Source organism: Citrobacter sp. R56 (assembly GCF_016811995.1).
In the GTDB taxonomy this organism is placed as follows: Bacteria; Pseudomonadota; Gammaproteobacteria; order Enterobacterales; family Enterobacteriaceae; genus Citrobacter_D; species Citrobacter_D enshiensis.
Genome location: NZ_CP069159.1, coordinates 3,634,922 through 3,648,344, shown reverse-complemented (window position 1 = coordinate 3,648,344; position 13,423 = coordinate 3,634,922). Strand labels below are relative to the sequence as shown.

The following is a 13,423-nucleotide window of genomic DNA, read 5'->3' as shown; positions in this document are numbered from 1 at the left end:
CTGTGAAACAACACGATTCCCTGAGTTTGATGGAGAGCAGGTTTTCTCGTTGTCTCATTTTTTCAACGACTTAATATAAACCCCGAAACAGCGTGAACGGCTGTGGAGGGTATTCCGTATGTAATGCCTGTGAAGTTCAAAATAAGGAGTAGCTTGAGAGGGATTATCTGCAAGGAAATGCACCGCTGCTACCTGAATATCAGGATTTCCCAGACAAAAATCGTCTGCGGGAATAGAACGTCGAAATAACCAAAAATAGATATAAGGTTAAGATTTAATATGAAAATGAAAAACGTGGCTATGGCCTGTGCGCTGATGGCGGGAATGACTTTTACTGCCGCTTCTAGTTTTGCTGCTGAAAAGGTAGAACCGACTAACGGTAAAATTCATTTCACCGGTTCTTTGGTGAATTCCGCATGCGGTCTGGCTCCTGAATCTAGCCCAGTACAGGTAAATTTTGGCGAGATCCCGACGTCTCAGTTAAAAGACAATCAGCGTGCTGGTGTTAAGCATGCCAAAATCGTTCTGCAGGGTTGTGATACGACAGTCGCGAAAACCGCAACCGTGACCTACACCCCGGCAACAATTGACAAGGACAACAACGCGCTGGCTGCATTCACCTCTGGTACTGCGCAGGGTGCGGGCATCGGTATGATTGACAGCGGCAACCAGGAAGTGAAATGGGGCGAAGCCGCTTCCGAGGTCAACATCACCGACGGCGAAACCGATATCGATTTCGTGGCTTACCTGCAGGCGAGCAACGCCTCTGCAGCGGTGACTCCAGGTGATTTCGAATCCACCGTTAATTTCCAGATCGACTATCAGTAATGATCTGCTGCGGGCGCATTATTGCGCCTGCTTAACCCTTCCTGCGATTCACTGAAAGGAAATGCGGTTATGCCTGGATGGCGAACGTTACTGCTTTTTATCTTTATATCGCCAGCATGGGTTATGGCTGGCACAGATCATATCGCTAGTACGCCCGGCAAAATGCGGATGCGGGGAAATATTATTGAGGCTGCCTGCTATGTCGATCCGCGGGACCGCTCGCTGCTGGTTGAATTTGACGACCTCTCCGCCAGGGATATTTCCGGGAAGCCCGAAAAAGTCTCGGCGCACGATTTCAGTATTCATTTGTTGGGATGTTCATTAGGGGATTCTCAACACCCAGGGAATGTGTTTCAACGCGCCAACATTACCTTTTCCGGCGCATCCGATCGCGATAATCCCGATTATCTGAGCGTGCAGTCGGAAACTGAAAATTTAGCGATAGAAATATATGACAGCAAAGGACAGCAAATTCATCTGGGCGAACCGTCACCGGACTATGCGCTTAACCCAGGAAAAAACACGCTCAATTTTACGGCTTATTTGATCTCCCGCGACGGACGAATGACATCCGGTGAATTTACCGCGGCCACGCATTTTGTTGTGAATTATCTCTGAGCCGCACCGGCAATTCGGGTATCTGAAGGTTTGCGAACGAAAATGATCACGCTGAAAACAGATAAAACACGTCTGGCGCTTTTTATTGCTCTGGTCTGCGCTTCTTCATGGGTTGAAGCGGATGAGTCAATTGAATTTAATACCGACGTTCTGGATGCCAGCGACAGGCAGAATGTAGATTTGCAGCGCTTTTCTGAAGGCAACTTTGTCACACCCGGCGAATATCTTCTGGATGTTCGCATTAATGGTCAGGAGATCCCACAACAGTCGATCCGCTATATTGTCGATCCTGAAAATAAACATAAATCCATGGCATGCCTGACGCCGGAACAGCTCGAATTACTGGCGCTCAAAGAAGAGGCGCTGGTGCATATTCGTCCGGTTACTGAGACCTGCTATGACATTTCCCGTTTGCCGGGGGTGGCATTAAATAACAGCGCCGGGGTGCTGGACATTACCGTACCGCAGGCATGGATGAAATATACCGATCCTGACTGGACGCCGCCTGAACGTTGGGATAATGGCGTGGCGGGGCTGATATTTGACTACAGCATCTCGGGTCAGACCACACACTACGAACAAGGCGGCGGTCATTACCGCTCTCTGTCGGGCTACGGGCAGACAGGGTTTAACCTCGGCGGCTGGCGTTTTCGCGGACAGTATCAGGCTGATTACTCCTCGGATAATAATCGGGGAAGTATTGACTGGGACCAGATCTACGCCTATCGGCCGTTGCCGATGCAGGCCGCTAAGCTGACGGTAGGCGAAATCTACCTGAATTCTCAGGTATTTGATTCGGTGCGTTTCACAGGCGTTAACCTCGCCAGCGACGAGCGCATGCTGCCGCCGAATTTGCAGGGCTACGCGCCTGAAGTTCACGGTATCGCCCGCAGCAACGCAAAAGTGACCGTCAGCCAGCAGGGGCGAGTCATCTATCAAACCACCGTTCCTGCGGGGCCGTTTAATATTCAGGATCTGCACGGCTCGGTACGCGGCACGCTGGATGTAAGAGTCGAAGAGCAAGATGGCGCCGTACAAACCTTTCAGGTCAACACGGCCGATATTCCCTATCTGACGCGTCCGGGCTACGTGCGTTATAACACCGCTGTCGGTAAGCCTTCGCGTTATAACCACGACGTTCAGGGACCGGCGTTTTACAGCGGCGATTTTTCATGGGGGGTCAGTAATGCGTGGTCTCTGTATGGCGGTGCGTTGCTGGCAGGTGAGCGCTATAACGCCTGGTCGATGGGTATCGGGCGGGATCTGAGCTGGCTGGGTGCGTTGTCGGCTGATGCGACGCAATCCGTGAGTCGGGTGAAGCATCAGGATGAGAAAAAAGGCATGTCCTTTAAGCTCAGCTATGCCAAAACCTTTGATGAATACAACAGTGCCATCACCTTTGCGGGTTACCGCTTTTCGCAGCGAAACTTCCGCTCTTTCTCGCAGTTCCTCGACGAACAGTATGAAAATAACGACAGTGTCGGGAACGAGAAAGAGATGTACACCATCACCGGCAACAAGACCTTTTTTGCTGACGATCCGCGTTTGGCCACGACGCTATACCTGACCTACACCCACCAGAACTACTGGGACCGCCGTTCACAGGATCGTTACGGGATGTCGATGGGGCACAGCTTTTCGTTCGCCGGGATTCGGGGGATTAGCACCAACCTTTCGGCTTACCGCTCTGAGTATCAGGGAAAACGGGATGACAGCCTCTCGCTCTCCCTCTCAATTCCGTGGAACGATGGTCGTTCAATGGATTATGAACTGCAAAACAGCGGCAACCAGACCAGCCAGATGGTTTCGTATTCCGATAACCGCGATAGCAACAACCCGTGGCGTCTGCGCGCCGGGGTCTCTGGTGAAGGGCGCACTGCGTTTGATGGCTATTACAAGCACCGCAGCATGATGGCTGAGCTGGAATCGAACGTCAGCTGGCAGCAGTCACGCTATTTCTCAGTTGGCGGCACGATGCGTGGCGGCTTCACCGCGACGCGTCACGGTGCGGCGCTTCACAACAGCCAGGCGTCGATGAACACCGCCCGCGTGATGGTCGATACCGACGGTGTCGCTAACGTGCCGCTGAACGGTGAACAGGCGCATTCGAACCGCTTCGGCATTGCCGTGGTGCCGGATGTCGTGAGTTATCACAGCTTTGATACCCGCATCGACGTGGACGCGATGGATGAAGACATTTCCGCCACCAAAGCCATCGTCACCAATACCCTGACGGAAGGGGCGATTGGCTATCAGCGCTTTGCCGTGGCTCAGGGGCAAAAAATGATGGCGCTGCTGCGCCTGAAAGATGGTTCGGTACCGCCGTTTGGTGCCGAAGTATTCAATGCCAACGGCGTCAGCGTCGCCATGGTGATGGAAAACGGCATGGCCTGGATTGCCGGTGTGAATCCTGCCGAACGTCTTTCCGTTGCCTGGGGCGGTCGCGCGCAGTGTCACTTACAGGTACCGCAACAACTCAATCCGGAAGGCAACGTGCTGTTGCCTTGTGAATAATTTCCATAACTTGAATGAATCGTGTCATGAAAAACCAAGCTTTTTACTCCGTGCAGCGCTGGCTGAAACCTGTGGCCTGCGGTTTGCTGTTTGCCGCAGAGATCAATACCTCATGGGCGGGCATTGCGCTCGACCGCACCCGACTGATTATCACCGGTGATGCTCGCTCTGTCAGTGCGAACTTAACCAACACCAGCCCGAGTATCCCGTTTCTGGCGCAGTCGTGGGTGGAAGATGCAAGCGGGACAAAAATCACCTCGCCGTTGATGGTCCTGCCGCCGCTGCAACGCATCAACGGTGGGCAAAAGGGCATTGCCCGCGTCACAAAAACCGGTGGCATTAACGCGTTGCCGCAGGATCGCGAAAGCCTCTTCTACCTGAACGTTCGCGAAATTCCGCCCAAACCGGACAAGCCGAACGTACTGCAGCTGGCGATGCAGTCGCGCATCAAGTTGTTTTACCGTCCGACCGCCATCGTGCCGGAAACCCCCGGTGCTGTGTGGCAGAACCAGGTGGTCTTTCACAAGCAGGGCACCCACTGGACCGTGGATAACCCGACGCCTTATTTCGTCACCCTCATCGGCCTGAGTCGTAAGCCGGAAGCGCAAGGAGGTGGCAAGCTGACGGACTTCCCCGGAATTATGGTATCGCCAAAATCCTCTCACGATTTCATCGTCACTGACGGCAGCGTCAGCCAGTTCAGCATGATGTACGTGAACGATTTTGGTGGTCATCCCGAACTGAATTTCAGCTGCACAGGCAATGTGTGTAAGGCATTGCCAATGGAGAAGCAGCCCCGGTAACAGGACTCGGTAAATGAAAAAGATGCTTTGCGCTCTGCTGATGGCGGGAGTGGCCTGTACGGTTCAGGCCAAAGGCGGGCGCCAGGATATGAGCAACGTGTCCGGCGAGTATGGCAACGTCCGTTTTCACGGTCGGGTCTTCGTTTCGCCGTGTGTGCTGGATATGGCGTCACGCGACCAGACCATCGATCTTGGTGATATTTCCGCCAGCCGGTTTCGCCAGGGCGGCGATCGAAGCGATCCGGTGTTGGTCACGCTGTACCTGAACGACTGCTTAAAAGGTTCCGGTCATACCCTGCGGGATTTCCCCGGGCAGACAAGTGAAATGCCTGAACGGACGCACAGCACGGTGGAACGCGGCGTTTCGATGACGCTGATGGCCGAAAGCGCGCCGGAAAACAGCGATCTGGGCCGTATTCATGGCGATGTGCGGGGAGCGGGCATCCGGTTGTTGACTGAACGTAATCAGTTGATCCACCTCAGTCAGCCGCAGCGTATGTGGATCCTTAAACCGGGAGATAACGCCATATACTTTCTCGCGGCGCTGGAATCCATCGGGCGTGAGGTGACCGCTGGCGAATTTAACGGTCTGGTCAGACTGAAGCTGGAGTATCTATGAGCGTATTGCACAAAACGCTGTTGTGGCTAGTACTGGCAGGCTGTCCGCTGGCAGCGCAGGCGTTTACTCAGGGGGAAGGGGAGCCGCAGGGGGGGGCGCCACATCAATATGAGATTGAGCTGAAATCACTGGATGTGAGCAAAAACCACGCGGGCGGAAGAACAAACCCGTTTACCTGGAATCTGGGAAGCTTGTATGTGGTGGATTTTCACTGCGAGCAGGCGGATATCTCCCGACAGCCGATTTACTACACCACGACCTCGACGATGCCTCTCTCAAACCAGGGACCGAACCGTTTTCGTCTGAACGAGTATCTGGATGTGGAAGTGCAGGTGTGGGTTGCCGGACGCTATAACAATTATGCTCAGGCACCTTTTACCAATGTTTCTAACCGCAACAGCAATAACAGTTGCAAGAAGCGTAAAGGCTACGTACGCGCCACTAACGTTAAAAGTGGTTCGAAAGGAAAAGTGACGTTTATAGTCACCAAACCAATAATTAACGGCATCAATATTGCTTCGCAGTCCCTGCTGGAGGTTGCCGGGCGCATGGGTAACTCGGGGCCTACACCAACAACAGCGATTTCCCGGGTGGTGATTAAATCCGGGCTGATTACCGTGCCGGATAAATGCACCTTTAACCGGGGCGACAAGATCAGTATTGAATTTGGCGATCTGCCCGGTTCCGCCGCAAAACTCAACGGCACCAATTTCAGCAAGTCGATCCCCATACACGTGGTCTGTGAAGGCGGCAGTTTTGACAAGGGGGCGCTGAACATTGATCTCGGCGTACAAACCAGCACGGCCTCAGGTACCGCGGGGTTTAACGATCATTTCCTCGGAACTCTCAGCAATGGGCAAAAACGCGACGATCTCGGGATCGTCATTAAGGATGAGAGCGGAAACCCCGTGGTGCCGAATCAGTTTTACAACGTGAAGGGCTTCTACCAGAACCAGGGCGACTGGAATCTCACTGCCGCACCGGTGGCAAAGCCGGGCGTGGGTAGCGTTAAGGAGGGGGAGTTTGAAGCCTCTGCCACCGTTGTTGCGCAGTTTCAGTAGGGTGATGCCATGAGATTCAGGACGTTAATTGCGGTTAGTGCATTGTTGCTCAGCGGTATGACGCAGGCTGACACTAAACTGGTCGGCGGCGATATGTATTTTCACGGCACCGTCAGGGCGCTCGCCTGCAGCCTTCCTCCGGGGGGCGATAAAATTGAGGTCGATTTTGGGCAGATAGCCACCCAGGATCTCTATTCGTCGGGGCGCAGTAAGCCAGAAAAATTCAGTATTCAGTTACGCGACTGTAACCCAGAGGTTTTTCGCGGGATCTCCGTCACCTTCGGTGGCACCGAAGATGCGGAATTACCCGATCATCTGGCGCTGGACAGCAGTGAGCAAGGCGGTGCGGCTGGGATCGGCATTGGGATGAGTGAAGAGAATGGTACGGCAATCCGGCTCGGCGAGAGCACGTCAGTGAAAGAGATTACTGAAGGGTCGATGACACTCAATTTTCTGGCATGGGTCGCGGCAGAGCCGACGGCGATAAAAAACCAGTCCCTTGAGTACGGCCCGTTTAGCGCCAGCGGAACCTGGACGCTGAATTACCAGTAGCATGATGAACACACTGAATCGTATAGCCCCGTTGTCCGCGCAGAGATTCTTACTAGCTGCCAGTCTGCTTTTCTGGTGTGGGGGTATGCATCTTTACTGGCCGAATAACGGCGGCAGCGGTCTGTCGTTACCGCTCAATATTCTGTCCTGGATCTACGCCGTGGTGCTGACGGGGAGCGCGTCTGTGCTGCTGCCCCGTCGACGCTGGCGTCTCACGTTACCTGCCGTCGGTTTTATGGCGGGAGCGCTGATTCTAACGTTGCTTTGCCTGCTGACGCCCGTGGTCTGGAAAACGGAGGCATTGCTGGTGGCAGGCGCATTGTTGGGCGGCGTATTTTTATACCTGGTGGTGCTGCAAATTCCGCTGACGGCAAACACACTGACGGTCTTGTTGGCTCTGTTATGGGGTGCCTGTCTCCTCGAATGCCTCGCGTTTGTCTATCAGTATTTGCATCTGCCGGGCGTTGGCTACTGGGAGTTTGCCTGGTGGCGCAGTACGCGGCCTTACGGCATTTTTCAGCAGGTCAATCTGATGGCCAGTTTTACCGCCTGTGGCGTATTGCTGTCGGCGCTACTCTTTTTACGGATCCATGGACGAACCCGGATAGCCATTGGGTTTGCCTGTGTGTTGATGGGATTTGTGCTGCATGAATGTCAGTCGCAAACCGGCTATTTGTCTCTGGCCGTTGGAGAAGTATTGCTGCTGGCCATTTTTCCTTCGCAACGGCGGACGTTGCTGCGACTCCTGGTGCTGGTGGCGGCTGGAATGGCGATGGGGGAAGTCACTCGCCATTTCCTGTCTGTTGCGACAGTGGATCATCTGACGTCATCTCATGTTCGCTGGTCGGTACTGAAAACGTCTCTGGCGCTGTTTGTAGAACGACCGTGGATGGGCTGGGGTGTCGGCAGTTTTGCCGCGGTATTTCTTGAACGTGCGGGGCGTTTTGGGCTGAGCAGCATGTCGCATCCACATAACGAACTGATGCTGTGGATGGTGGAGGGCGGCCTGGTCGGTCTGGCTGGCGCGGTCTGTTTTATTGCAGGCGGTTTCTGGCTTTGGATCAGTGGAAATCACTGGCGGCGTGCATGCCTGGCGGCAGCGCTGCCCGTGGTGATTCATATGCTGACGGAATACCCAGTCAGACAGTCGACACCTCACTGGCTGCTACTGATCCTGTTGCTACGTTGTGCAGACAGCGCGGTGAGCAGGCGCCGGCTGGCGCTTCCTGCGACTGACTTTGTTCGCGTGGTGGCGTTTATCGCGGCACTGACCTTGACGCCGTTGTTGCTCCTCACGCTGCAGACGCAACAACGACTGACGGCGGCGGAGCGGCAGTCAGAACAGTGGCGTCTTGCCGAATCACTCCCTGTGGGTGGATGGCTGCTGGCCACGCGTTACCGGTTTGATGTCGAAATGGGTTATCTGCAACGTTATCAGCGAACCCGGGATGCTCTCTGGCTAGTGCCGGTTCGCCGCTGGGCGCCTGAATACGTGCGTGTTCACCCGGACCCGAATATCTCCTTCACGCAAATCTTGCTTGCGTTGCAGCAGCACGATATACCCGGTGCGCGTCGTCTGGCGGCACGCTTTTACCTCGAATACCCAAACGATCGCCGTATCCCCTGGTTGCAGGATGCACGACGCCCTTTTAATCAAAAAATGGAATGACATGAACAGACTCAGTGAACCGGCTCTTTATACGCCAGAGCTTCCCCGCAATGCCGAACTGACGCAGATCACCGGGATCCGCCTGCAGCGTATCCATTTTTTTCATGATGCAGCGCGGGATGTCCGCGAGGTATTGAGCCTGGTACGGACACCGCAGCATCTGGATCTGTTTTTCCAGCGCCTTTCCGTAATAGAGAAGCAGCAACTCTTTCTGTGGCAAATGCAGCGGGTACTGGCGCTGCGGGGATGCTTTTCGCTGAATTTATCTGTCAGGATGCTGACCTGCCAGCGGTGGGTAAGCCTGCTTACTGAACAGGTGCATCAGGGGCGGATCATTATCGAAATTCAGGATCCTGGCACGATGATGCGTCTGGAAAAGGCAGAACAGCAGGAGGTGTGCGCTGCATTAAACACTCTCATACGGTATGGGTTTCGCATCTGGTTGGATGACGTGTCACCGGCGCAGTTTTTTATCTGGCGGCAGGCTGGCATTCAATTTGATGCGGTCAAAATCGAAACCGGATTGTTTCATCAGTTCAGGGCATCGGGATCGCAGCTGACTATTCTGGTCAATCAATTCCGTGGACTGGGGGGACGGGTGGTGATCGAAGGGGTTGAAACACCAGAGGATTATGCCATTTGCCGTGTAAGCGGCGCTGATGCCGTACAGGGATATCTGTTTGAGCAGGAAGTTTTGCCTGAAGACTTTAATCCGCAATGAGGCAGGGCTTCGTTATTTTCATGCTAATAAAATCAGGAAAGCCCGCTACCTGGCGCAACGGGCTATCGACATTATTCGCTCAGCGTCTGGGCAATCTCATTTTGTACCAGTTTACGCTGTTCCGGCGTTAAGACTTTGTTCAGCTCAAAGTAGTATTTCACGCGGTAGTAGCGGGATTGCTGTTCAACACTGCCGATCGCCGTCAGCTGTTTGTTTATTGCGGACTCGTCCCATTTCCCGGATCTAATGACATTGATCAGTTCGCCGTCTTTAATGTCCTTCATGGAAATCTTGCTCACGTTAGCTTCCAGCTCGCTGTGCAGCTTTTTAATTTGCTCAACCTGAGTGTCGGTCAGCTTAAGCTGTTGCACCACCGGATCCTGGGAAGGAACGGGTGTATCAGACACGTTTGATGCAAAAGTACTGAAAGAGGCACCAGCCAGCGCTGCAGCGACTAAGGTCATACGTACGAAATTCTTCATTATTTCATCCTGATAAAGAAATTTTGAACTGTGCTTACCACGGGTAAACGATGAGTGAATATCTCGCTCAGGATACGTTGAAAGGTGAGGGGCGCCACGCGAATTTGTTTTACGGGAGGTTACTGAGTGAAACAATCCCCGCTATGGGAAACGGTTCGCCATAGCGGAAGTGGCGCGCGGATTTATTGCAGCGTGAACGGATCGGCATCCTGCCATGCCGGGAATTTTTCCCGGTATTCCCGCAGCGTGCTGAGCGATAACTCTGCATCGATGCGGGTTGCGTGATGGGGTTCAGCCGTGGCGATAATCTCGCCCTGCGGGCTAATCACCCGACTGTCTCCACGGTAATGGTGGCCGTTGCCGTCAGTACCGACCCGGTTACAGCCTGCAACATATGCCTGATTTTCAATGGCCCGCGCGGTCAGCAACGCCTGCCAGTGTAATGAACGCGGAGCAGGCCAGTTAGCCACGAACAATGCCAGATCATAATCGTTGAGATTGCGGGACCACACCGGAAAACGCAGGTCGTAACAGACCAGCGGCAGGATACGCCAGCCTCGCCAGTTCACAATGACGCGCTCAGTACCCGGTTCATAATGGTGATGTTCCTCCGCCATACGGAACAGGTGACGTTTATCATAATGATGAACGGTTCCTTGCGGCTCAACGAGTAAAAATCGGTTAACCGGCCCGCGTTCTGACTGTAGCGCCGCACTGCCTGCAATCAGGGCATTGGTCTGTTCAGCCCTTGTGCGCATCCACTCGATGATGGCTTCCTGAGAGAGTGAGCGGGCTGCCGCTTCCATGGCAAAGCCGGTGGTAAACATCTCGGGTAATACGATGATGTCACGTCCGGCGATGGTTTCCAGTTGCCGGTCAAAGTGGCGCAAATTGGCAGGACCGTCCATCCAGACCAGAGGTTGTTGCAAAAGCGTGATTTTCAAACCGGGCACGATCGTGGTTCCTCGTTAAGCAGCATTTTTACACTGTAGCATGCGCCACGGCGGATAGGTGGCAATAAAAAAGCCCCGCGTAAAGCGGGGCTGGAACGGGTAGCGGATGTTTATGCGGCTTCGACTTTACGCACTTTCTCCGGCAACTTTACCGGCTGTGTCGCCAGCTCCTCGGGTTCAAAATCATCAACGTTGATACTGCGCAGGCGGCTTTCTTCGGCTTTGACCAGAATCGCTGCTTCATCTTTGTCAATCAACCCTTTCGCCAGTGCGTTATGCGCCAGCTCGTCCAGACGGGTAAATGACAGGTTTTTACCCAGCTCTTTGCAGATACGCTGGTGGATAGGGTCTGCGGCCATCACATCCAGCAGCGCTTGTTCCAGTAAACCGACCGGGTTATGTTCACTTGGTGTCAGATACTGGCCACGACCAATGCGGGTACGGGTTGCGCTCGGCGTCTGCAGAATCTTCGCGACTTTGTGATCCAGTTTGTCGGAAGGTGCATGGTAGTGGCGACCTGTCGGGAAGATCACCACGTTCAGCAAACCTGCCACCAAACGGTTCGGGAAGTTTTGCAGAAGATCGTCCATCGCCTGTTCAGCCTGATACAACGCATCCTGGACGCCCCAGTGAACCAGCGGCAGATCGGCTTCGTGACGGCCCTCATCGTCATAACGCTTCAGTACGGCAGAGGCGAGATACAGCTGACTTAAAATATCGCCCAGGCGCGCAGAGATGCGCTCACGACGTTTCAGGCTACCGCCCAGCACTGCCATTGAGACATCGGAAAGCAGTGCCAGGTTAGCACTCAGACGGTTCAGGTGCTGATAGTAACGCTTCGTGGCATCCCCTGTCGGCGTGTGACTGGTCAGCCCGCGAGTCAGGCCCAGCCAAAAACTGCGCACTTTATTACTGCCGACATGACCAATGTGTTTGAACAACAATTTATCGAAGGCATTGACGTCGTTTTTCTGCGCGGCGTTCATCTCTTCGAGGACGTAAGGATGGCAGCGAATGGCGCCTTGTCCGAAGATCATCATGCTACGGGTCAGAATGTTCGCGCCTTCAACGGTAATGGCGATAGGGGCGCCCTGATAAGCACGCGCCAGGAAGTTGCTTTCGCCCAGCATGATGCCTTTACCGCCCGTGATGTCCATTGCGTCGACAATAGACTGCTGTCCGCGGTGGGTACAGTGGTACTTCACGATGGCAGAGAGCACTGCGGGTTTTTCGCCCAGCATAATACCGTACGTAACCAACGATGCCGCCGCGTCCATCACGTAGGCATTGCCTGCAATACGCGCCAACGGTTCTTCAATCCCTTCCATTTTACCGATAGAAATTTTGAACTGACGGCGGATATGCGCGTAGGCACCGGTCGCCAGGGCTACCGATTTAACACCACCGGTAGAGTTAGACGGCAGGGTAATGCCACGGCCAACCGACAGACATTCCACCAGCATACGCCAGCCCTGACCGGCCATTTTCGGTCCACCAATGATGTAATCGATCGGGACGAAAATATCTTTTCCACGTGTCGGGCCGTTCTGGAACGGAACGTTTAGCGGGAAGTGACGGCGACCGATTTCAACGCCAGGCGTGGTGGTGGGGATCAGCGCACAGGTGATACCCAGATCTTCTTCGCCGCCCAGCAGTTTTTCCGGGTCCGAGAGTTTAAACGCCAGACCTAACACCGTGGCGATAGGCGCCAGCGTAATGTAACGCTTGTTCCAGGTCAGGCGCATACCCAGCACCTGCTGACCCTGCCATTCACCCATGCAAACCACACCGGTGTCTGGGATCGCGCCAGCATCAGAACCGGCTTCCGGGCTGGTCAACGCAAAGCAAGGGATCTCCTGGCCCCGCGCCAAACGCGGCAGGTAATGATTTTTCTGTTCTTCAGTACCGTAATGTTGCAGCAGCTCACCCGGGCCTAACGAGTTAGGGACGCCCACGGTGATCGACAGGATCCCGGAGACGCCAGAGAGTTTTTGCAGTACGCGAGATTGCGCATAGGCGGAGAACTCGAGGCCGCCGTACTCTTTCTTGATGATCATCGCGAAGAAGCGATGTTCTTTCAGATAGGCCCACAGCTCGGGAGGAAGATCGGCCAGTTCATGGGTGATCTGGAAATCGTTCGCCATGCGGCAGGCTTCTTCCACCGGACCATCAATAAACGCCTGCTCTTCAGCCGTTAAATGAGGCTGTGGATAGTTGTGCAGTTTCTTCCAGTCGGGTTTGCCCTGGAATAAATCGCCTTCCCACCAGGTCGTACCCGCGTCGATAGCTTCTTTCTCGGTGCGAGACATTGGCGGCATGACTTTACGAAAACCGCGAAACACCGGGGCAGAAATCATCGATTTACGCATCGGCGTAAAGTTAAACGGTACGAGGATAATGGCCAGAGGAACCAGCAGCCAGACTGACCACAGGCCAGCGACGCCAAGCGCGGCAGTCCAGGCGAGCAGGATAAGACTGCTGAGAAATAAGCTTACGCGGTGATAGAACAGTACACCGAGCAGAACAACTGTTGCGAGAATACTCAAAATCATCATAACGAAAAGCTCCCTTTCTTGTAGGAGGTCTGACCACTTGTGATGATA

General features: G+C 54.1%; 12 protein-coding genes. 9 read left to right on the top strand and 3 right to left on the bottom strand.

The window, feature by feature from the left end; all coding sequences use genetic code 11:
- Positions 1–279: 279 nt before the first annotated feature.
- The 9 genes from JM656_RS17265 to JM656_RS17225 all read left to right on the top strand — a co-directional run bounded on the left by JM656_RS17265 (position 280) and on the right by JM656_RS17225 (position 9,385).
- Complete coding sequence (locus JM656_RS17265) at positions 280–828, top strand: fimbrial protein (protein WP_203358835.1); 549 nt, start codon at positions 280–282, stop codon at positions 826–828.
- Positions 829–951: 123 nt separating this feature from the next.
- Complete coding sequence (locus tag JM656_RS17260) at positions 952–1,446, top strand: fimbrial protein (protein ID WP_238929166.1); 495 nt, start codon at positions 952–954, stop codon at positions 1,444–1,446.
- 42 nt (positions 1,447–1,488) lie between these two features.
- Positions 1,489–3,960: a fimbria/pilus outer membrane usher protein gene (locus JM656_RS17255; RefSeq protein WP_203358833.1), complete on the top strand. Its 2,472-nt coding sequence runs from the start codon at positions 1,489–1,491 to the stop codon at positions 3,958–3,960.
- A gap of 26 nt (positions 3,961–3,986) precedes the next feature.
- The gene (locus JM656_RS17250) at positions 3,987–4,763 is read left to right on the top strand and encodes a molecular chaperone (RefSeq protein ID WP_203358832.1); all 777 of its coding nucleotides are present in this window, start codon (positions 3,987–3,989) and stop codon (positions 4,761–4,763) included.
- Positions 4,764–4,776: 13 nt separating this feature from the next.
- On the top strand, positions 4,777–5,382 hold the full coding sequence (locus tag JM656_RS17245) for a fimbrial protein (protein ID WP_203358831.1): 606 nt from the start codon (positions 4,777–4,779) through the stop codon (positions 5,380–5,382).
- Positions 5,379–6,443: a fimbrial protein gene (locus tag JM656_RS17240; protein WP_203358830.1), complete on the top strand. Its 1,065-nt coding sequence runs from the start codon at positions 5,379–5,381 to the stop codon at positions 6,441–6,443. Before JM656_RS17245 ends, JM656_RS17240 begins: the two co-directional genes overlap by 4 nt.
- Positions 6,444–6,452: 9 nt before the next feature.
- Complete coding sequence (locus tag JM656_RS17235) at positions 6,453–6,995, top strand: fimbrial protein (protein WP_203358829.1); 543 nt, start codon at positions 6,453–6,455, stop codon at positions 6,993–6,995.
- Position 6,996: 1 nt separating this feature from the next.
- Positions 6,997–8,664 (top strand): O-antigen ligase, encoded by a 1,668-nt coding sequence (locus JM656_RS17230; protein ID WP_203358828.1) that lies wholly within the window; start codon positions 6,997–6,999, stop codon positions 8,662–8,664.
- Between the two features lies 1 nt (position 8,665).
- Entirely contained in the window at positions 8,666–9,385 is a 720-nt protein-coding gene (locus JM656_RS17225) for an EAL domain-containing protein (RefSeq protein WP_203358827.1), read from the top strand.
- Between the two features lie 71 nt (positions 9,386–9,456).
- On the opposite strand, the gene JM656_RS17220 is transcribed toward JM656_RS17225, so the two are convergent.
- The 3 genes from JM656_RS17220 to fadE form a co-directional block, all read right to left on the bottom strand.
- Complete coding sequence (locus JM656_RS17220) at positions 9,457–9,867, bottom strand: Spy/CpxP family protein refolding chaperone (protein ID WP_203358826.1); 411 nt, start codon at positions 9,865–9,867, stop codon at positions 9,457–9,459.
- 182 nt (positions 9,868–10,049) lie between these two features.
- Positions 10,050–10,820 (bottom strand): amidohydrolase, encoded by a 771-nt coding sequence (locus tag JM656_RS17215; protein ID WP_203358825.1) that lies wholly within the window; start codon positions 10,818–10,820, stop codon positions 10,050–10,052.
- A 110-nt stretch (positions 10,821–10,930) separates the two neighbouring features.
- Positions 10,931–13,375, bottom strand: coding sequence for an acyl-CoA dehydrogenase FadE (fadE, locus tag JM656_RS17210; RefSeq protein WP_203358824.1), 2,445 nt, complete (start codon positions 13,373–13,375; stop codon positions 10,931–10,933).
- Positions 13,376–13,423 lie beyond the last annotated feature (48 nt).

Coding starts and splice junctions, on each gene's coding strand:
- JM656_RS17260 (WP_238929166.1), top strand. CDS start 952: ATGGCTGGCACAGATCATATCGCTAGTACGCCCGGCAAAATGCGGATG.
- JM656_RS17240 (WP_203358830.1), top strand. CDS start 5,379: ATGAGCGTATTGCACAAAACGCTGTTGTGGCTAGTACTGGCAGGCTGT.
- JM656_RS17230 (WP_203358828.1), top strand. CDS start 6,997: ATGATGAACACACTGAATCGTATAGCCCCGTTGTCCGCGCAGAGATTC.
- JM656_RS17220 (WP_203358826.1), bottom strand. CDS start 9,867: ATGAAGAATTTCGTACGTATGACCTTAGTCGCTGCAGCGCTGGCTGGT.
- JM656_RS17255 (WP_203358833.1), top strand. CDS start 1,489: ATGATCACGCTGAAAACAGATAAAACACGTCTGGCGCTTTTTATTGCT.
- fadE (WP_203358824.1), bottom strand. CDS start 13,375: ATGATGATTTTGAGTATTCTCGCAACAGTTGTTCTGCTCGGTGTACTG.
- JM656_RS17250 (WP_203358832.1), top strand. CDS start 3,987: ATGAAAAACCAAGCTTTTTACTCCGTGCAGCGCTGGCTGAAACCTGTG.
- JM656_RS17265 (WP_203358835.1), top strand. CDS start 280: ATGAAAATGAAAAACGTGGCTATGGCCTGTGCGCTGATGGCGGGAATG.
- JM656_RS17245 (WP_203358831.1), top strand. CDS start 4,777: ATGAAAAAGATGCTTTGCGCTCTGCTGATGGCGGGAGTGGCCTGTACG.
- JM656_RS17225 (WP_203358827.1), top strand. CDS start 8,666: ATGAACAGACTCAGTGAACCGGCTCTTTATACGCCAGAGCTTCCCCGC.
- JM656_RS17235 (WP_203358829.1), top strand. CDS start 6,453: ATGAGATTCAGGACGTTAATTGCGGTTAGTGCATTGTTGCTCAGCGGT.